The sequence below is a fragment of the Spirillospora sp. NPDC052242 genome (assembly GCF_040679555.1).
Taxonomy (GTDB): domain Bacteria; phylum Actinomycetota; class Actinomycetes; order Streptosporangiales; family Streptosporangiaceae; genus Spirillospora.
On the sequence record NZ_JBFAUZ010000005.1, the window covers coordinates 87,040 to 106,119 of the forward strand.

Below are 19,080 nucleotides of genomic sequence, written 5' to 3' on the forward strand. Positions count from 1 at the left end.
CCTGCCGTCGTTCACCGGCGCGCGGACATCCTCCTTTGCGATCACAAGGAGGGTGCATGTCCCGGACATTTCCCCGACGTCGATTCCTCGCCGCCGGCGGGGCCGCCTCCGCCGCGGCCGCCGGCGGCGTCCTGCTCGGCCCCGCGCTGGTCGGGCGGGACGGTGCCGCCGCGACCGTCCGCTCGTACGGCGGCGGCCCGCTCCCCCACGACCTGTTCACCCTCGGCGTCGCGTCCGGGGACCCCCTGCCCGACGGGTTCGTCCTGTGGACGCGCCTCGCGCCCCGCCCCGTCGACGGCGGCGGCATGCCGGACCGGCCGGTCGCGGTCGCCTGGCAGGTCGCCGAGGACGAACGGTTCCGGCGGGTGCGCGCGCGGGGCGTGCGGCTCGCGCGGCCCGAACTCGGCCACTCCGTCCACGTCGAGGTCGGCGGCCTGCGCCCCGACCGCGAGTACTTCTACCGGTTCCGGGTCGGCCGCGAGCACTCGCCCGTGGGCCGCTCCCGGACGGCGCCGTCCCCCCGGGCGGCCAACCGCGAGCTGCGGTTCGCGTTCGCGTCCTGCCAGAACTGGCAGGACGGCTACTACACCGCCTACGAGCACCTCGCGCAGGAGGACGTCGCGTTCGTCGCGTTCCTCGGCGACTACATCTACGAGTCCGTGCCGCGCACCACGACCGTCCGCACCCACGAGGGGACGGACGAGCCGTACTCGCTCGTCCAGTACCGCAACCGGCACGCGCAGTACAAGACGGACGCCGACCTGCAGGCGGCGCACGCCGCGTTCCCGTGGATCGTCACGTGGGACGACCACGAGGTCGACAACAACTGGGCGGACGAGATCCCGCAGGACCCCGACAGGCAGACGCACGAGGCGTTCCTCGCCCGCCGGGCCGCCGCGTTCCAGGCGTACTACGAGCACATGCCGCTGCGCCGCTCGTCCCGCCCGCACGGCCTCGACCTGCGGCTGCACCGCCGGTTCGGCTTCGGCCGCCTCGCCACCGTGCACGTCCTCGACACCCGGCAGTACCGCGGCGACCAGCCGGCCACCCTCGCCGAGGCGGAGGACCCGGCCCGCACGATGACCGGCGCCGCGCAGGAGCGGTGGCTGGTGGACGGCATGTCCCGCTCGGGCGCCCGGTGGAACCTGCTGGCCAACCAGGTGATGTGGGCGTCGAACGACCGCCGGGCGGGCGCCGAGCAGGTCTTCGACTTCGACAACTGGGACGGCTACCGGGCGCAGCGCCGCCGCCTGCTGGAGTTCTTCGGCTCCGGCCGCACCGCCAACCCGGTCGTCCTCACCGGCGACCGGCACGCCACCTGGGTGTGCGACCTCAAGCCCGACTTCGACGACCCGGCGTCCCCGGTCGTCGGCGCGGAGATCACCGGGACGTCGATCAGTTCCGGCGGCGACTCCGACCCGGCGTCGTTCCACCGGACGTACGACCCGATCATGGCGGAGAGCCCGCACTGGAAGTACATCGGGAACCGGCGGGGGTACGTCGTGTGCGACGTGACGCCGGCCCGCATGGAGGCGTCGCTCCGCACCGTGAGCTCGGTCTGGACGCCCGACGGGACGACGGTCGAGACCGCCGCGCGCTTCGCGGTCGAGGCGGGCCGTCCGGGCATCGAGGTGGTCGAGCAGGCCCCGCGCGCCCGCGAACTGCGCACGCTCGCGACGCCGCCGCGCCGCTACGACGTGGACGACGACCAGTTCTGACCGCCCCCGCTGTCACGTGCCCCCACCACCGGGGGCACGTGACACCGGCGGGTCACGCGGGGCCGTTCGGGTAGGGGGCGATCTCGCGTTCCCATTCGGCCGCGGCCTCCTCGAACCGCCGGGGCGCGAGCCGGCACCGGACGACGTACGGGCGGCCCGCCCGGCGCCGGTGGTCCCACGGCGGGGAGAACTCCAGGTCGAGGCCGATGGCCAGCGTCACCAGGCCGGACGAGAAGCCGGTGACGGCGACCGTGAGGTTGGGCTCGGTGAACCAGAGATCGCCGGGCGGCTCGGCGTCCGCGGGCGCGTGCTCCGGCCGGGCGGCGCCGCGCAGCCAGACCGGGACGTAGGCCGAGTCGGCGCACGTCAGGGCCGGGTAGCGGAACGTCCACGAGCCCTCGGGGCAGGTCGCGCCCCCCTCCACCATGTGCCAGCTGTACCGCTTGGCCGGATCGTCGGGGAACTGGTAACCGGTGACGCGCAACTCCACGCCATGCCCGGAAGCGTCGAACAAGCGCATCGGCCGAGTGTCCCAGAACCGCACGAGGACGTTCGTGCGGTTCGTGGCGGCCGCTGGACGGAGGCGTGCGCGTCCTCGGCCCAGCGGCCCGCTTCACTCGTCGGCAGGAATCAGAACCGGCCGCCGAAGAATTCGCTCAGGAGGCCGAAGCCGTGGTGGCCCATGCCAAAGTGGCCGTAGTGCCCCTTGTCGTGGTGCCCCTTGCCGTGGTGGCCCTTGCCGTGCCCGTGGCCCTTGCCGTGGTCGCAGTCCTTGTCGTGCTTCCAGTGCTTACCGTGCCCCTTGTCGTGCCCCTTGTCGTGGCCCCAGCCCTTGTCGTGACCCTTGCCGTCGCAGTGCTTGCCGTGGTGGCCCTTGTCGCAGTGGTCGCCCTTGTCGTGGCCCCAGCCCTTGTCATGGCCCTTGCCGTCGCAGTGCTTGCCGTGGTGGTGGCCGCAGCCGTACGCGCGCTCGTGGCTCACGGGTGCGGCGGTGGCGGCGGACGCCGTGGCGGCGAGGCCGACGAACGCGGCGAGCGTCGCACCGGTGGCGAGCACCAGGGCGGCGAAGATCCTGCGCATGATCGAGTCCCTTCGTCGGGGTTTGCTTCTTGCGCCCCGGGACTTCCCCATCCGTCACTCTTCGTAACTGAATAAATACTTTCCGCATTCGCGGGCGAAGTGCTACCGGACGTCCCTCACCGGGGCGGAGTTCGCCCGCGAGGCGAACGTCGACGCGTCGTGGCTGGAGCCGATGTACGACCTGGTGCGGCGGGCGGTCGAGGCGGGGCACGGCGAGCACGGCATCTCGGCCCTGTACGAGGTGCTCAAGCGCTGATCGCCGCCGCGGACGGGGGCATCGCGGAGGCGATTTGTTTGCCTTTGTTGGGGGTTGCCCCTTTCGGGGGGCGGTGACATCCCCCGAAGGAGGTGGTGAGCATGGCCAGGCATCGCGTGCACCGCCCCGGCTGGCCGCTGCTGGTGGGAGTGCTCGGGTTCGCGTTCCTCATCTACGTGTGGGTGTGGGCGTCGACGCAGGGCGGCCCGCCGTTCTGGGGCTGAGTCAGGTCTTGCGGGCGAGGATCCCGGCCAGGTCGAACGGGCGCTCCCCGGGGGCGGGACGGCGCGTCGCGCGGGCCGTCTCCGCGAACCCGGCGTCGCGCAGCAGCGCGGCCAGGTGGTCGGCGGGCCACCGGTAGGCCCGCGCGACCTTGTGGTCGAACGGGGTCGGGGTGTCGGCGCCCGCGAAGAAGCCGAGCAGGACGTGGCCGCCGGGGACGAGCACCCGGTGGAACTCCGCGAGGATCGCCGGGACGTCGTCCGGGTCCGCGTGGATGATCGAGTACCAGGCCAGGACGCCGCCGACCGACGCGGACGGGACGTCCAGGTCGGTCATCGTGCCCTCGTCGAAGCGGACGCCGGGGTGGGCGGCGCGGGCGTGCGCGACCATCGCGGGCGACAGGTCGATGCCGAAGGCGTCCGCGCCGAGGTCGCGCAGGTACGCCGTGTAGTGGCCGGGGCCGCAGCCGACGTCGGCCACCGGTCCCTCGACGGTCTCGGCGAACGCGGCGACGAGCGCCCGGTCGACGGGATGGTGCGTCCGCACGTCGCCGACCAGTTCGGCGTACAGGGGGACGACGGCGTCGTAGGCGCTGCGGGTCTCGTCGATCATGAGCGTCGACCCTACGGCACGGCGGGCGCGGACGGGCGTCGCCGCAGGTCGCGGAGGTGTGCGAGCGGCCGGGCGGGGTAGCGGCGATGCGTGGTGTACGTGCTCGCTCTCGGGGCGGCCGCGCTGTTCGGGCTGGGTTCGGCCGTCCAGCAGCGGGCGGCCTCGCGCGCGCCCGAGGGCCTGGTGCTGCACTGGCGGCTGCTGTGGTACCTGGTGCGGCAGCGGCTGTGGCTGGTGGGGGTCGGGACGGCCGTGGTCGGCAACGTCCTGAGCGCGCTGGCGCTCGGCAAGGGCGGGGTGGCGCTGGTGCAGCCGCTGCTGGTGACGCGGCTGCTGTTCGCGCTGCCGATCGCCGCGACGTGGGAGCGGCGGCGGCTGACCGGACGGGAGTGGGGCGGCGCGATCGCGATCTCCGGCGGGCTCGGGGCGTTCCTGGTGGCGGGCCGTCCGGAGGAGGGCGAGGCGACCGACGCGCCGATCTGGATCTGGCTGCTGATCGCCGGGCTGGTCGGGCTGATCACGGGCGGGCTGGTGAAGCTGGCGCGGCAGCTGGCGCCGGAGAAGGAGGCGCCGGTGCTCGGCGTCGGCGCGGGGATGCTGTTCGGGTTGCAGTCGGCGCTGACGGACACGGCGATGGGACGGCTGTTCGACCACGGGCTGCTCGCGCTGCTGCTGCACTGGTCGCCGTACGCGGTGGCGGCGGTGGCGGTGACGGGGACGCTGCTGCTGCAGAGCGCGTTCAAGCTGGAGCCGCTGGAGGCGTCGTACCCGCCGCTGGCGGCGGTGGAGCCGCTGGCCGGGATCGCGATCGGGCTGGGCGTGCTGGGCGGCACGGTCCGGGTGGCGCCGATGTGGCTGGCGATCGAGGCGGCGGGGCTGCTGGTCATGACGGCCGGGGTGTGGGTGCTCGCGAAGGCCGCGGTCGCGTACGAGCGGACGCTGGAGCGCGGGACATGAGGACGTCCGTCGCGGTCCTGGTGGAGCTGCAGCGGGACGCCGGGGCGGGCGGCCACGTGAAGTGCTGGGAGCGGTTCGCGGAGGCGGCGGCGCGGGACGATCCGGGCGTCGACCTCACGCTGTACGTGCTGGGCGAGCGGGACGGGGTCGAGCCGCTGTCGGACACCGTCCGGTTCGTCACGCTGCGTCCCGTGCTGGGGGACGGGCCGCTGGCGCGGCTGCTCGGCGGGGTCGACGCGACGGACCTGGCGCCGTACCACCCGGGGCTGGCGGTGCGGCTGCGCAAGCACGACGTCTGGCATCTGACGCACGCGTTCGCGTTCGCGGGCACGGCCGTCCGGCTGGCGGGGCGGCTGCCCGAACGGCCGGGGATGGTGTGCTCGCTCCACACCGACGTGCCGGTGCTGACGGCCGCGTACCTGCGGCAGCTGCGGGTGCCGGAGGCGGTCGCGGGGGCGGCCGCCGCGCTGGCCCGGCGGCGCCGGGACCGGCTGCTGCGGGCGTGCGACCGGGTGCTGGTCGCGACGCCGCCGGAGCGCGGCGAGGTCGAGGCGGTGGTGGGTCCGGGGCGGGTGTCGCTGCTCGGCCGGGGCGTCGACCTCGGCCGGTTCCGGCCCGATCCGGCGGCGCGGGCGCGGCTCGCCGCACGGCACGCGCTCGGCGCCGCGGAGACGCTCGTCCTGTTCGCGGGGCGGGTCGACGCGTCCAAGCGGGTGATGGTGGCGGGCGAGGCGGTGCGGCGGCTGCGCGCGGACGGGCGGGACGTGCGGCTCGTCGTCGCCGGGTCCGGTGCGGCGGCCGGGCCGCTGTCGGCGCTGCTCGGGGACGGGGTCACGCTGCTCGGCAGGCTCGGGCAGGACGACCTCGCGGAGGTGTACGCGGGCTGCGACGTGCTCGCGTTCCCGTCGCGCAGCGAGACGATCGGCAACGTGGTCGCGGAGGCGATGGCGTGCGGGCTGCCGGTGGTGCTGCCCGAGGTGGCGCTGACGACGACGTGGCTGGCGGCGCCCGGACGGGACGGCGTCGTTGTGCGGCGCGACGACCCGGCGGGCTGGGCGCGCGAACTCGCGGCGCTCGCCGCCGACCCGGCCCGGCGGGCGGCGCTGGGCCGGGCGGCGCTCGCGACGTCGCGGCGGCGGCACCGGTCGTGGGGCCGGGTGCTCGCCGAGGACCTGCTGCCGGTGTGGCAGGAGGCGGCGGGACGTCAGGTGGTGCGGCGCGCGATCTCCTGACGGTGCAGGGCCTGCAGCAGCGGGGACGTGTCGAGCGCGGCGATGCCGGTGAGCAGGATCAGCAGACCGAGGACGGTCACGCCGGACGGCAGCAGCCCGACGCGGATCCGCTCGTCGAACAGCAGGATGCCGAGGGTGACGGCGACGGCGGGCTCGGTGGAGTCGATCACCGGCATGGTGGCGGCGAGCGGCCCGGCCTGGAACGCGCTCTGGATCAGCACCAGCCCGCCGATGCTGGCGATCACCAGCACGTAGGTCTGCCAGGACGTGAACAGCGCGACGACGCCCGTCTCGATCTTGCCGACGGTCGCGGCGAGCAGCACCGACTGGGTGCCCATGACGAGGCCCGCGGCGAGCGCGATGAGGGACGCGCGGGGCAGCTCGCCCGCGTACCGGGCGGCGGTGAGGGCGACGGCGGTGGCGGCGAGGACGGCGGCGAGCGTCAGCAGCCACTCCTCCAGCGGAATGGGCTTCTCGCCGCCGCGCGGGTCGGCGGCGATGAGCGCGAGCGCGAGCCCCCCGGCGACGGCGAGCGCGCCGTACCATTCGCGGGCGCCCATCCGCAGGTGGTAGAGCCACACCGACAGCGGGATCGCGAAGACCAGCTCGGTGACGATCAGCGGCTGGACGAGGGCCAGCGGGCCGAACGCGAGCGCGAGCATCTGGAACCCGTACGCGGCGACGGCGAACGCGATGCCGAACAGCCACGTCCGGTCCCGGGCGAGGCCGCCGAGGAGCCGCACCGACATGGCCTCGCGGGACGGGCGCGCGCTGGCGGCGCGCTGCTGCAGGACGCCGGCGAGGGCGAAGCAGGCGCCGGCCAGGACGGCGGCGAGGATCGCTACGGGCACGGGGGAACGGTTCCCACCGGGCCCGTTCCCAACCCGTCAGCCGATCTTGCCGAGGACGAGCGGGTGCAGGTCGGGGGCGCCGCCGGGCACGATCTCCCAGGCGCCGTCGAGCGCGTCGAGGGCGCGCGCGATCCGCGTCTCGTCGTCGGTGTGCAGGGTGAGGAGCGGCCGCCCCTCGGTGACCGTGTCGCCCGGCTTGGCGTGGCAGGTGATCCCGGCGCCGAACGACACCGGGTCCTCCTTGCGGGCCCGTCCGGCGCCGAGCCGCCAGGCCGCGACGCCCACGCCGTAGGCGTCTAGGCGGGTCAGGACGCCCGACGCGGGCGCGGTGACCGTGTGCGTGACGGCCGCCGCGGGCAGCGGCGCGTCGGGGTCGCCGCCCTGCGCGGCGATCATGCGGCGCCACACGTCCATCGCGGAGCCGTCGCGGAGGGCGTCGGCCGGGTCCTTGCCGGTGATCCCGGCGGCGTCGAGCATCTCTCGGGCGAGCGCCACGGTCAGCTCCACGACGTCGGACGGCCCGCCGCCCGCGAGGACCTCCACCGACTCGGCGACCTCCAGCGCGTTGCCGACCGCGTTGCCCAGCGGACGGTCCATCGCGGTGAGCAGCGCGACCGTGCGGACGCCGTGGTCGGAGCCGATCGCGACCATCGTCTCGGCGAGCTCCCGCGCCGACTCGGGCGTCTTCATGAACGCGCCCGAACCGACCTTGACGTCCAGGACCAGCGCGCCCGTCCCCTCGGCGATCTTCTTCGACATGATCGACGACGCGATCAGCGGGATCGACTCGACGGTGCCGGTGACGTCGCGCAGCGCGTACAGCTTCCGGTCGGCGGGCGCGAGGCCGGTGCCCGCCGCGCAGATCACGGCGCCCGATTCGCGCAGGACGTCCAGCATCTCGGCGTTCGTGAGGGACGCCCGCCAGCCGGGGATCGACTCCAGCTTGTCCAGGGTGCCGCCGGTGTGCCCGAGCCCGCGCCCGGACAGCTGCGGGACGGCCGCGCCGCACGCCGCGACCAGCGGCGCCAGCGGCAGCGTGATCTTGTCGCCGACGCCGCCGGTGGAGTGCTTGTCGGTGGTGGGCCGGTCCAGCGCCGACCAGTCCATCCGCTCCCCGGAGGCGATCATGGCCTCCGTCCAGCGGGCCACCTCCGCCCGCGTCATGCCGTTCAGCAGGATCGCCATCGCGAGGGCCGACATCTGCTCCTCGGCGATCGCGCCGCGGGTGTAGGCGTCGACCGCCCAGTCGATCTGGTCCGGGGCCAGCTCGCCGCCGTCCCGCTTGACGCGGATGACATCGATGGCGTCCACGTGGTCCTCTCTGGTCGAACGATCAGCGGGTCATGAGGTCGTCGGGGCCGAACGCGTCGGGCAGGACGTCCGACATGGGCAGGATGCCGCGGGCCGTCTCCAGCAGCAGCGGCGGGCCGCCGTGCTCCCACAGGAGCTGGCGGCAGCGCCCGCACGGCATCAGCGGGTCGCCGTTGCGGTCGACGACGGCGACCGCGACCAGCCGCGGCGCCGCCGACTTGCCCGGCCCGTGCAGCGCCGAGACGAGCGAGCACTCCGCGCACAGCCCGACCCCGTACGACGCGTTCTCCACGTTGCAGCCGGTGATCACGCGTCCGTCGTCCACCAGCGCGGCGGCGCCCACCGGGAACCCGGAGTACGGGCAGTAGGCGCGCCCCATCGCCTCCCGCGCGGCACTGCGCAGGGCGGCCCAGTCGATCTCCATGAAAGCTATCTTGCCTCGCCCTTGCGGAACCGCAGCCCGTTGGCCGCCGGCATCCGGAGCCGCTGGCTGAACAGCGCCAGCACCAGGAGCGTGATCAGGTGCGGGGTGAACGACACCAGCTCCCCCGGGACGGTCTCGCTCAGCAGGAACCACGTGAGCAGCGCCATCGCCGACACGAGCGCCGCACCGGACGCGATGTACGCGCGGCGCACGGCGCGGCGCGCGGCGTCCGTCGCGGCGTCCGGGCGCAGCCGCCCGGCCCGCACCGCCTGCCAGACCGCGGCGCCGACCAGCAGGATCGCGGTGAACAGCAGCAGCGCGTGCACCGAGGAGCCGCCGCCGCGCACGTTCATCGCGTCGGTGTAGCCGAACAGCAGCGACCCCGCGGTGAGCCCGCCCGGCCGCCAGTTCCCGAAGATCATCGCGGCGAGGCCGATGAAGCCGCGCCCGTTCGTCTGGCCGTCCTGGTAGGAGTTCGCGGCGACCGTGACGAGGAACGCCCCCGCCATCCCGGACAGCCCGCCCGAGATGATCACCGCCGCGTACTTCATCCGGTACACCGACACGCCGAGCGACTCGGCCGCGTACGGGTCCTCGCCGCAGGACCGGACGCGCAGGCCGAACGACGTCCGCCACAGCACGAAGAACGACAGCGGGATCAGCAGCAGCGCGACCGCCGTCAGCGCCGACACGTCGCTCGTCACGCCGCGCAGGATGCCCGCGAGGTCGGACACGAAGAACCAGTGGTGCTTCTCGATGGAGCCGAGGACGTCCGGGCTCTTCCACCCGAACACCTCGCCGCCGGACAGGACCGGCACCGTCAGCGTCGAGATCGAGTCGACCGGCGGGGACTGCCGCTCGCCGCCGCCGAGCGCCTTCGCCTCCTCCGTCGCGAACAGCATGCCCGCGAGGAACTGCGTGAGGCCGAGCCCCAGGATGTTGATCGCGACACCGGACACGATGTGGTCGACGCCGAACGTCACGGTCGCGATCGCGTGCAGCAGCCCGCCGAGCGCGCCGCCGAGGATGCCGACCGCGACGCCGACCCACGGGCCCCACTGGTACCCGGCCCACGCGCCCGCCCACGTCCCGAGGATCATCATGCCCTCGAGCCCGATGTTGATCACGCCGGAGCGCTCCGACCACAGGCCGCCGAGCCCGGCGAGGAAGATCGGCACGGCCAGCCGCAGCGCCGCCCCGACCGTCCCGCTGGACGTCAGGTCGTTCGCGCCGTCCAGGGTGCGGACGAGCGACAGCAGCATCAGCAGCCCGGCGGCGATCAGCAGGTAGTGCGGCCAGCGGAGGCGGCGGCCGCCGTTCTTCGCGGCGGCGGCGCGGTCGGCCTGCGTGACGGTCACTTCGCGCTCCCCGAGGTCTCGGCCGCCAGGTCGTGGCCCGTGGCCAGCTCGACGGCCACGGCCCGCTGCTGCAGCCGGATCTCCCACCGCCGCATCAGCTCGTACACGATCACGACGGTCAGGACGACGACGCCCTGCATCACCCCGACGATCTCCTTCGGCACGTCCACCGCCTGCAGCACGTCCGAACTCTGGTCGAGGAACGCGAACAGCAGCGCCGCGAGCGCGATGCCGAACGGATGGTTGCGGCCGAGCAGCGCGACCGTGATGCCGGTGAAGCCGAGCCCGGCCGGGAAGTTCAGCGAGTACTCGTAGGAGCTCCCGAGCAGCTCCGGCATCCCGATCAGGCCCGCGATCGCCCCCGACATGATCATCGTGACGACGATCATGCGGCGGGCGCTGACGCCGCTGGCCTGCGCCGCCGACGGCGACAGCCCCGACACCTTCAGGTCGAACCCGAACCGGGTGAAGTTGATGAGGATCCAGAACACGACGCCGATGACGATCGCGAGCGGCAGCAGCCCGTACACCTGGCCGGGCAGGTCGATGCCGATCGACGCCAGGAACCCGTTCAGCGAGCCGACCCGCCCGTCCTCGGGGATCCGCGGCGTCGCGATGTTGTTGCTGCCGGGGCTCACCTCGGCGAGCCGGTCCTTGTGCAGCAGGTACGCGATCAGGCCGGTCGCGATCGCGTTCAGCATGATCGTCGAGAGCACCTCGCTGACGCCGCGCGTCACCTTCAGGACGCCCGCGATCGCGGCCCACACCCCGCCGACGACCATCGCCGCGACGATCACCAGGAACTGGCCGAGGGGGGCCGGGAGGGCGAGCGCGCCGCCGAGCGCGGCGGCGAGGAACGCGGCGAGCCGGTACTGGCCGTCCACGCCGATGTTCAGCAGGCCCATCCGGAACCCGATCGCGACCGCGACCGCCGACAGGTAGTAGCGCGTCGCCCGGTTCAGGATGTCGACGATCGAGTTCTCGGTCGTCCCGTACTCGACCATGCTCTGCACGGCCGAGAACGGGTCCGCGCCGGTGACCCGCAGCAGGATCATCGTGATGACGAGCGAGATCAGCAGCGCCACGACCGGCGCGCCGATCTTGAGGGCGAGGCCGCGCGGCCCCTTGCCCTGGAGGATCGCCTTCCACGCCGGGACGCCCTCGGGCGCCTCGGGCGCGGGCGGCTCGTCCCGCCCGGCCTTCGCCGCCTCCGGCTTCCCGGCGGCGTCCGACGCGCTCTCGGCGGTGTCCGGCTCCTTGCCCGCTTCCGGCTTCTTGCCCGCTTCCGGCTTCTTCGCCGCTTCGGGGGTCTCCGCGGCTTCCGGGTCCGGGTGTTCGGGGTCCTTGGGGTCGCTCATGCGGAGGCTCCGGCGCCGGTCATGGCGGAGCCGAGGTCCTCGGGGGTGACGGTGCGCGGGTCGACCTCCGCGACCAGCCGTCCCCGCAGGATCACGTGCAGGGTGTCGGACATTCCGATGAGTTCCTCTAGATCGGCGCTGATCAGCAGGACGGCGAGGCCCGCGGCGCGGGCGCGCCGCAGGTGGTCCCAGATGGCGGCCTGGGCGCCGACGTCGATGCCGCGGGTGGGGTGGGCGGCGATCAGCAGGCGGGGTTCGCCGGACATCTCCCGGCCGACGATGAGCTTCTGCTGGTTGCCGCCGGACAGCGCGGCGGCGGGCACCTCGATGCCGGGGGTGCGCACGTCGTAGTCGCGGACGATGCGGGTGGTGTCGCGGCGCGCGCCGCGCCGGTCGATCCACGGGCCGCGGACGTTCGGGGGCCGGGTCTGGTGGCCGAGGACGCGGTTCTCCCACAGGGTGCCCTCGAGGATCAGCCCGTGCCGGTGCCGGTCCTCGGGGATGTAGGCGATGCCGGCCTCGCGGCGGCGGCGCGTCGGCCAGTGGGTGATGTCGTCGTCGCCGAAGCGGATCGTGCCGGCGTCCACGGTGCGGATGCCCATGATCGCCTCGATCAGTTCGGTCTGCCCGTTGCCCTCGACCCCGGCGAGACCGACGATCTCGCCGCGGCGGATCCGCAGCGAGACGCCGTCCACCAGCGGGCGCCCCTCGGGGGTGAGCACGGTCAGCCCGCCGACGTCGAGCTGGACCCGATCGGTCGCGGTGGAGTCGCGGAGCTCCGGGGTGGGCAGCTCCGAGCCCACCATCAGCTCGGCGAGCCGGCGGGACGTGACCTCCTGCGGGTCGAGGCGGGTGGCGACCGTGGTGCCGCGCCGGATCACCGAAATCGTGTCGGCCACCGACAGGACCTCGTCCAGCTTGTGCGAGATGAACAGCACGGTCAGGCCCTCGGCCCGCAGCTCCCGCAGGTTGCCGAACAGCTCGTCGACCTCCTGCGGGACGAGCACGGCGGTCGGCTCGTCCAGGATCAGCACGCGCGCGCCCCGGTACAGCACCTTGAGGATCTCGACGCGCTGCCGCTCGCCGACGCCGAGCTTCTCGACCAGCACGTCCGGGTCGACGCGCAGGCCGTACGTCTTCGACATCTCGGTGATCTTCGCGCGGGCGGCGGCGAAGTCGATCCGGCCGAACCGCTTCGGTTCGGCGCCGAGGATGACGTTCTCCAGCACGGTGAGGTTGTCGGCCAGCTTGAAGTGCTGGTGCACCATGCCGATGCCGCGGGCGATGGCGTCACCGGGGCCGCGCAGCGACACCGCCTCGCCGTCGATCTCGATGGTGCCCTCGTCCGGCCGCTGCATGCCGTAGAGGATCTTCATGAGGGTCGACTTGCCGGCGCCGTTCTCGCCGCACAGCGCGTGCACCTCGCCGCGCTCGATCGTGAGGTCGACGTCGCGGTTGGCCACCACGCCGGGGAACCGCTTGGTGATCGACGCCAGCCGCACGGCCGGCACCTGGTCGGGCACGGGCGCTTCTCCTGCCTCGAACGTGCTCGGTGAAGGACGACCCTGGGTCAGGGTGACGGGGGGCACCGGACGCCGCCGCACGGGCGGCGTCCGGTGTCCGCGGGGCGGATCAGGCGCCGGACGGGACCTTGATCTCGCCGGAGATGATGCCCTTCTTCAGCTCCTCGAGCTTCGCCTTGATCTCGTCGACGTGGCCGCCGGAGGCGGCGTAGCCGACACCGTCGTTGGCGAGGTCGTACTCCTTCGGCCCCGCCTTGAAGGTGTCGTCCGAGACGCTCTTCACGAAGTCGTACACGGCGAGGTCGACCTTCTTCACCATGGAGGTGAGGATCTGGTCCTTGACCCCGGCCAGCGCGGGCTGGTTGTACTGGTCGGCGTCCACGCCGATGGCCCACTTCTTGGCGCCGCCGACGGTCTTGATGACGCCGATCCCGGCGCCGCCCGCGGCGTGGTAGATGACGTCGGCGTCGTCGTCGAGCATGCCCTTGGCGGCCTCGTTGCCGAGGCTGACGTCCTTGAAGCCGTTGAAGTTCGGCGGCTGGGTCAGGTACTTCGCCAGCACCTCGGTGTCGGGCTTCACTTCCTTCGCCCCGGCCTCGTACCCGGCCTCGAAGCGCTGGATGAGCGGGACGTTCACGCCGCCGATGAAGCCGATCTTGCCGGTCTCGGAGGTGAGCGCGGCGGCGGCGCCGACGAGGAACGAGCCCTCCTCCTCGGCGAAGCAGGCCGCGCCGACGTTCGCGCCCTCGACCTTGCAGCCGTCGGCGTCCACGACGAGGAACTTCGTCTCCGGGAACTCCTTCGCGACCTTGTTCACCGACGCGGTGTAGGCGAACCCGACACCGATGATCGGGTTGTAGCCCTGGTTCGCGAGCAGCCGCAGGCGGGACTCCTTGTCGGAGTCCGGCTCGTCCGGCTTGGCCGAGATCTCCTCGGTCTCGATCTTGAGTTCCTTGGCGGCCCGGTCGAGGCCCGCGGCGGCCGAGTCGTTGAACGACTGGTCGCCACGCCCGCCGATGTCGAAGGCCAGCCCGACCTTGAGGGCGCCGTCGCCGCCCTCGCCGCCGCCGTCCTCCGCCGTCTTGCCGCCGCACGCGGACGCGCTGAGCATCAGCGCCGCGCTCGTCACGGCGACGAGCGTCCTTCTGAATCCACGGCGCAAGGTAGCGCTCCTTCCGATCCCCACCACGGTGGCGACCGGACCGGCCGCCGAAAACGATGGGACGCTACCTCGGAAATCGCGCAAAACCGGCAGAGTGCGCGGTTTCGCAACAGCTCCGTTACCAACGCGTAGACAAGTCGCCACAGGTCATCGGCGGCGCGGTGTCCGGAAGGAGTGCCGCTCCGACGCGCCCTCAGGCGAGGGCGCCCTCGATCGGCTCGCCGTCGCCGGGCCGCCCGCCCTCCCACAGCGCGGTCAGCGCGGTGGCGCTCAGCACCCGGACGCCGACGGCGACGCAGCGCTCGTCCACGTCGAAGTCGCCGCGGTGCAGGTCGTACTCGGCGGGCGAGCCGGGGGCGCGGACGCCGAGCCGGGCGAGCGCGCCGGGCACCGCCTCCAGGTACCAGCCGAAGTCCTCGCCGCCGAGGCTCTGCGGGGTGGGCACGACGCCCTCCTCGTCCATCACCTGCGCGGCGGCGTCCCGGAACATCTGGACGCTCGTCGCCTCGTTCACCGTCGGGGGGACGCCCCGGACGTACTCCAGCGACGCCTCGACGTCGTAGGCGGAGGCGACCGACTGCAGCAGCGCCTTCATCATGTCGGGCGCCGCGTGCCACGCCTGGTCGTCCAGGCAGCGGACGGTCCCCTCGGCGACGCCGTCGTCGGGGATCGCGTTCGCAACCGACCCGGCCGACACCCGGCCCCACACCAGCGACAGGCTGGAGCGCGGGTCGACGCGGCGGGACAGCGCCGACGGCAGCTCGGTGACGATCTTGGCGAGGGCGTACACGAGGTCGGCGGTCAGGTGCGGGCGCGCGGTGTGCCCGCCGGGCCCGGTGACCTTCACGTACACCTTGTCGCAGGCCGCGGTGATCGGCCCGGTGCGCAGCCCGAGCTGGCCGACCTCGATGCGCGGGTCGCAGTGCAGCGCGAACGCCCGGTCGACGCCGACGAGGCCGCCCGCCGCCATCACGTCCAGCGCGCCGCCCGGCACCTCCTCCGCGGGCTGGAACAGCAGCCGGACGCGGCCCGGCAGCAGCCCCGCCTCGGCCTGCTGCGCGAGGAACAGCCCGGCGCCGAGCAGCATCGTCGTGTGGACGTCGTGGCCGCAGGCGTGCGCGACGCCCGGGACCGTCGACCGGTACGGGACGTCCTCCTTCTCGTCCTGCAGCGGCAGCGCGTCGATGTCGGCGCGCAGCGCGACCGTCCCGCCGTCGGCGGGGCCGATGTCGCAGAACAGGCCGGTGCCGCGCGGGAGGACCTGCGGCTTCAGCCCGGCCGCGCGCAGCCGGTCGACGATCTTGCGGGTGGTGCGGTGCTCGCTGTACCCCAGCTCCGGGTGCATGTGCAGGTCGCGGCGGAACGCGACGAGCTCGCCCTCGTGCCGGTCGAGGAACCCGTCGAGCTGCGGCTGGAGGGCGGCGCCGCCGAGGACGACCGGGGCGCCCGCGCCGGCGGCGCCCGAGGGGGCGGGGCCGGCGGCGGAGGGCGCGGTCGCGGGCGCCGCGGGGCCGCCGGCGGTGCCGGGCGCGGCGTCGCGGGCCGCGTCGCGGGCGGGGCCGGCGCCGGGTCCGCGGCCGGCCCCGGACGGGCGGTCGCGGCCCTCCGGGCCGGCGGTCGGTGGTTCGAGGCCGGGCATCACCCCGGGTCCCGGGTGGGTCATCTGCGCCCCCTGCGCGACGGCGGAGCCGAAGGGCCTCCGCCGGGTGGTCTCGATGTCGTCTGGACGGTTCTCGCGGTCCGCGCGGGCCTCGCGGGCCTTCCCTCGCTTGCGCGCACCGTCCGGGTCCTTACCTGAGTGTTCGCCGATCCCCGCCGCCCCGTTCAGTCCGCCGCCGCCCGGAGAGTCGTCCGGGCCGCCCGGTCCGTTCCCCCGGCCGTCCCCGGGGCCGGGTTCGGCGGGGCCGGGCGCCCGGTCAGGCCCCCGCACGGGAGACCTCCCCGAGCGTGACGAACCGGTCCTCGGCGAGTTCGGTGATCGCGACGTCCACGACGTCCTCCAGCGAGCCGCCGTCGGCGCGGACGGCCCGCTGGCGCTCGTACGGGGCGCCGTGGTCGAGCACCTCGCCGGCCACCTTCAGCTCCTCCGCGCAGCCGAGCCGGTCGGCGACCGGCTCCAGCTCACGGATCAGCTCGTACAGGTCGTCGCGCAGCGGGACGGTGTGCCCGCGGTCGTCGGTGATCACGATGGCGTCGAGCCCGTACCGGGTGGCGCGCCACTTGTTGTCGCGCACCACCCAGGCGGCCGGCCGCGGCAGCGTGTAGCCGCGGTCGAGCTGCTGTTCGAACAGCGTGACCAGGCTCTGGCACAGGGCCGCGGCCATGCCGACCTCGCGCAGGGTGGGGATGCCGTCGAACATCCGGATCTCGACGGTGCCGAAGTCCGGGTGCGGGCGGACGTCCCACCAGACCTCCTTGATGCTCCGGATGGTTCCGGAACGCAGCAGGGTGTCCATGTAATCCTCGAAGGCCGCCCAGTCGTCAAGCAAGTGGGGAGGACCGGCCGTCGGCAGCTGACCGAAGACGACGGCACGGCACGAGGCCAGGCCGGTGTCTCCGCCGCTCCAGAACGGGCTGGACGCGGTCAGCGCGAGGAAGTGCGGAAGGTAGGCCGACAGCGCGTTGACGATGGGGATCGCCTTGTCCGCGTCGGAGATCCCGACGTGCACGTGCACGCCGAACGTCTGGATGCGGCGGGCGAGCCACTGCATCTCCTCGACGAGGTCGGCGTAGCGCTGCATCGGGGCCATGACCGCGTCGCGCCAGTCGCTGATGGGATGGGTGCCGGTGCAGGCCAGTGCCAGGCCGCGGTCGGCGGCCGCGGACCGCAGCGCGGTGAGGGTGCCGGCCAGGTCGGCCTTGGCCTCGCCCACGGTGTGACAGATATCGGTCACGACCTCGACCGTGGACTCCATCAGCTCGTGCCGGATCCGGGGGTTGTCGCCGCCCTCGCTCAGCGCGGGCAGCGCGGCGAGCACACCGCGTGCGTCCTGCCGCAGGTGCCTCGTCTCCGCATCGACGAGTTGCAGCTCCCACTCGATACCGAGCGTAGCCCCGTTCGATGCGTTGAAGTCAATGGCCACGGCCAACCTCCGTCCACAATCGTTGCAGGTCGTTGCGTGGCACGTGGCGCAATTCAGCCAGCGGGTCCCTAAGCCTGGACAAACGCCGGTCCAGGTCACGTGTTCTCACCATGATGGCGCCCGTGTCCGTCGCCTCGCCGGACTCCATGCCCTTTGCCTGTCAATTGACTCTTCCGGGCGACCGCCGCACGGGCCGGGGCCATCCTTTTCGGTCATCCTTCCGGCCCACGGAACCCCACGATCGGACTAGTCAGCCCGTCCCAAAATCAGGTTCGTGACGGCCTGTAACCGATTCTAGTCGCCGTTGCTGCACCAAGAATCACCCTTCGTCCCTTCAGTCCCAAGTGTTGCAGGCTTGCCGCTTTCCGGTGCGGGTACCCCTTCGCCGGATAGGTCGCCTAGTCTGCGGGGGAGTCATGGGCGTTGGGGGCGATCGCGCTCCTGCGGAAGCGAGGAGCGTCGCGAGCGTGCACTCAGGACGATCGGACCGACAGGACGGTGGCGCGGGCGAGGCCCCGCGCCCGGGACAGCCCGCGCGTCCCACCCGGCCCGCGAGCCCGGAGCGTCCCCCGCGCCCGGAGGGCCCGCCCCGTCCCGAACGTCCGCCGCGCCCGGAACGCACCGCCCGGCTCGTCCGGCCGGTCGGCCGGCGGCGCAGGCTGCGGCGCACCGCGACGGCGATCGCGGTGCCGGTCGCCGTGGCCGCGCTCGTCGCCCCGCCCCTCCCCGCGCGCGCCGAGCCCGGACGTCCGGCGGCGCAGCGGACGGCCGCGCCCGGCGACCCGGTAGGCGGACCGCAGCTCGCGAGCGACGGCATCGTCGTCAATAAGGCGCCGGGGGTGCCGGAGCTGCCGAAGATCGAGGCGGCGTCCTACCTGGTCGCCGACGGCACCACCGGGAACGTGCTGGCCGCCAAGGACGCGCACGGGCACCACCTGCCGGCGAGCACGATGAAGGTGCTGACCGCCGCGGCGCTGATCCCCCGCCTGGACGCCGACCGGCTCGTCCGCCCGTCGCAGGCGGCGTGCGACGTCGAGGGGACCAAGGTCGGCCTGACCCCGAAGATGAAGTACAAGGTCTCCGACCTCTTCTACTCGCTGCTGATGATGTCGGCGAACGACTCGGCCGTCGCGCTCGCCGAGGCCAACGGCGGGGTGAAGAAGACCCTCGCCGACATGAACGCCTACGCGCGCAAGCTCAACGCGCTCGACACGGTCGCCGGGTCCACGAACGGGCTCGACAAGGACCTCGGCCTGGACGTCCGGACGCAGCACACCTCGGCGTACGACCTGGTGCTGATCCTGCGGGAGGGCATGAAGAACGCCGACTTCCGCGAGTACATCTCCCAGATCGACCACGACTTCCCGGCGCCGCCCACGAAGAAGGAGCGCAAGCAGGGCAAGAAGGGCGGCTACCCGATCCACACGCACAACCGGCTGCTGCCGGGCGAGCGGCACGAGTACGCGGGGATGCTCGGCGGCAAGAACGGCTACACGATCGCCGCGAAGCAGACGTACGTCGCGGCCGCGCAACGGAACGGTCACACCATCTACATCGCGCTGATGGGCGCCGAGGTGCAGCCGTCCGAACTCGCCACGCAGCTGCTCGACTGGGGCTTCGCGGCGAACGGCAAGGCGCAGCCGGTCGGGAAGCTGGCCGAGCCCGTGGGCGCCGAGAAGAAGGCCGATCAGTCGGGCGGCCTCCTGCCGGACGCGCCCCTGGCCGACGAGGACTCGTCGCGGACCTGGGTCGTCGTCGCGGGCGGCGCGGCGGGCGCCGTGCTCGCCGCCGGGACGCTCGTGCTGGTGCTGCGCCGCCGCAGGCGCGACGACCCGTTCTCGTAGGCCGCGCCGCCGGGACGTCCGCCGCCCGCCCCGCGCCCGGTGCCGCCGGGCTCGGGGCCGTCCCGCTCGTCCTGCTCGTCCCGCTCGTC

17 protein-coding genes and 1 pseudogene are annotated in these 19,080 nt (G+C 73.5%); 6 read left to right on the forward strand and 12 right to left on the reverse strand.

The annotated features are described in order from the left end of the window. The first annotated feature begins 56 nt into the window (after nucleotides 1-56). A complete protein-coding gene (locus tag AB0L25_RS05820) occupies nucleotides 57-1,718 on the forward strand; it encodes an alkaline phosphatase D family protein (protein WP_500169050.1) in 1,662 nt (553 codons plus the stop codon). A gap of 52 nt (nucleotides 1,719-1,770) precedes the next feature. Here AB0L25_RS05820 and AB0L25_RS05825 read toward each other — a convergent pair whose 3' ends face one another. Next, nucleotides 1,771-2,238 carry a WapI family immunity protein gene (locus AB0L25_RS05825; protein WP_500169052.1) on the reverse strand — a complete coding sequence of 156 codons (468 nt, stop codon included), beginning with the start codon at nucleotides 2,236-2,238 and terminating at the stop codon, nucleotides 1,771-1,773. A gap of 110 nt (nucleotides 2,239-2,348) precedes the next feature. Continuing rightward, nucleotides 2,349-2,798 (reverse strand): hypothetical protein, encoded by a 450-nt coding sequence (locus AB0L25_RS05830; protein WP_500169053.1) that lies wholly within the window; start codon nucleotides 2,796-2,798, stop codon nucleotides 2,349-2,351. A gap of 67 nt (nucleotides 2,799-2,865) precedes the next feature. Here AB0L25_RS05830 and AB0L25_RS05835 point away from each other — a divergent pair, with 67 nt between their 5' ends. Both AB0L25_RS05835 and AB0L25_RS05840 read left to right on the forward strand, forming a co-directional pair. Beyond that, nucleotides 2,866-3,054, forward strand: coding sequence for an imine reductase family protein (locus AB0L25_RS05835; protein WP_500169243.1), 189 nt, complete (start codon nucleotides 2,866-2,868; stop codon nucleotides 3,052-3,054). Nucleotides 3,055-3,155: 101 nt separating this feature from the next. Further along, the gene (locus AB0L25_RS05840; RefSeq protein ID WP_500169055.1) at nucleotides 3,156-3,278 is read left to right on the forward strand and encodes a hypothetical protein; all 123 of its coding nucleotides are present in this window, start codon (nucleotides 3,156-3,158) and stop codon (nucleotides 3,276-3,278) included. Between the two features lies 1 nt (nucleotide 3,279). Here AB0L25_RS05840 and AB0L25_RS05845 read toward each other — a convergent pair whose 3' ends face one another. Further along, entirely contained in the window at nucleotides 3,280-3,888 is a 609-nt protein-coding gene (locus tag AB0L25_RS05845) for a class I SAM-dependent methyltransferase (RefSeq protein WP_500169057.1), read from the reverse strand. Nucleotides 3,889-3,981: 93 nt separating this feature from the next. Here AB0L25_RS05845 and AB0L25_RS05850 point away from each other — a divergent pair, with 93 nt between their 5' ends. Both AB0L25_RS05850 and AB0L25_RS05855 read left to right on the forward strand, forming a co-directional pair. After that, nucleotides 3,982-4,845 carry a DMT family transporter gene (locus AB0L25_RS05850; protein ID WP_500169059.1) on the forward strand — a complete coding sequence of 288 codons (864 nt, stop codon included), beginning with the start codon at nucleotides 3,982-3,984 and terminating at the stop codon, nucleotides 4,843-4,845. Then, on the forward strand, nucleotides 4,842-6,077 hold the full coding sequence (locus AB0L25_RS05855) for a glycosyltransferase (RefSeq protein WP_500169060.1): 1,236 nt from the start codon (nucleotides 4,842-4,844) through the stop codon (nucleotides 6,075-6,077). The genes AB0L25_RS05850 and AB0L25_RS05855 overlap by 4 nt, the downstream gene beginning before the upstream one ends. Here AB0L25_RS05855 and AB0L25_RS05860 read toward each other — a convergent pair. From AB0L25_RS05860 to AB0L25_RS05900, 9 genes and pseudogenes are all read right to left on the reverse strand, one after another. Then, nucleotides 6,050-6,928, reverse strand: coding sequence for a DMT family transporter (locus AB0L25_RS05860; protein WP_500169062.1), 879 nt, complete (start codon nucleotides 6,926-6,928; stop codon nucleotides 6,050-6,052). The two genes, AB0L25_RS05855 and AB0L25_RS05860, sit on opposite strands and share 28 nt — an antisense overlap. Nucleotides 6,929-6,964: 36 nt before the next feature. Then, the gene (locus AB0L25_RS05865) at nucleotides 6,965-8,239 is read right to left on the reverse strand and encodes a thymidine phosphorylase (protein ID WP_500169063.1); all 1,275 of its coding nucleotides are present in this window, start codon (nucleotides 8,237-8,239) and stop codon (nucleotides 6,965-6,967) included. Between the two features lie 22 nt (nucleotides 8,240-8,261). Continuing rightward, on the reverse strand, nucleotides 8,262-8,663 hold the full coding sequence (locus AB0L25_RS05870) for a cytidine deaminase (protein WP_500169065.1): 402 nt from the start codon (nucleotides 8,661-8,663) through the stop codon (nucleotides 8,262-8,264). A gap of 5 nt (nucleotides 8,664-8,668) precedes the next feature. Beyond that, nucleotides 8,669-10,021, reverse strand: coding sequence for an ABC transporter permease (locus AB0L25_RS05875; protein ID WP_500169066.1), 1,353 nt, complete (start codon nucleotides 10,019-10,021; stop codon nucleotides 8,669-8,671). Continuing rightward, nucleotides 10,018-11,379 carry an ABC transporter permease gene (locus tag AB0L25_RS05880; protein ID WP_500169068.1) on the reverse strand — a complete coding sequence of 454 codons (1,362 nt, stop codon included), beginning with the start codon at nucleotides 11,377-11,379 and terminating at the stop codon, nucleotides 10,018-10,020. Before AB0L25_RS05880 ends, AB0L25_RS05875 begins: the two co-directional genes overlap by 4 nt. After that, nucleotides 11,376-12,902: an ABC transporter ATP-binding protein gene (locus AB0L25_RS05885; protein ID WP_500169070.1), complete on the reverse strand. Its 1,527-nt coding sequence runs from the start codon at nucleotides 12,900-12,902 to the stop codon at nucleotides 11,376-11,378. Before AB0L25_RS05885 ends, AB0L25_RS05880 begins: the two co-directional genes overlap by 4 nt. Nucleotides 12,903-13,011: 109 nt before the next feature. After that, nucleotides 13,012-14,064 carry a BMP family lipoprotein gene (locus AB0L25_RS05890; RefSeq protein ID WP_500169072.1) on the reverse strand — a complete coding sequence of 351 codons (1,053 nt, stop codon included), beginning with the start codon at nucleotides 14,062-14,064 and terminating at the stop codon, nucleotides 13,012-13,014. A gap of 193 nt (nucleotides 14,065-14,257) precedes the next feature. Next, nucleotides 14,258-15,490: pseudogene (locus tag AB0L25_RS05895) on the reverse strand (M20 family metallopeptidase); the annotation flags it as partial. 490 nt (nucleotides 15,491-15,980) lie between these two features. Beyond that, nucleotides 15,981-17,147 (reverse strand): glutamate--cysteine ligase, encoded by a 1,167-nt coding sequence (locus AB0L25_RS05900; RefSeq protein ID WP_500169074.1) that lies wholly within the window; start codon nucleotides 17,145-17,147, stop codon nucleotides 15,981-15,983. A gap of 467 nt (nucleotides 17,148-17,614) precedes the next feature. Between AB0L25_RS05900 and AB0L25_RS05905 the strand changes: the two genes are divergently transcribed. Beyond that, a complete protein-coding gene (locus AB0L25_RS05905; protein ID WP_500169076.1) occupies nucleotides 17,615-18,991 on the forward strand; it encodes a D-alanyl-D-alanine carboxypeptidase family protein in 1,377 nt (458 codons plus the stop codon). Nucleotides 18,992-19,080: the final 89 nt, after the last annotated feature.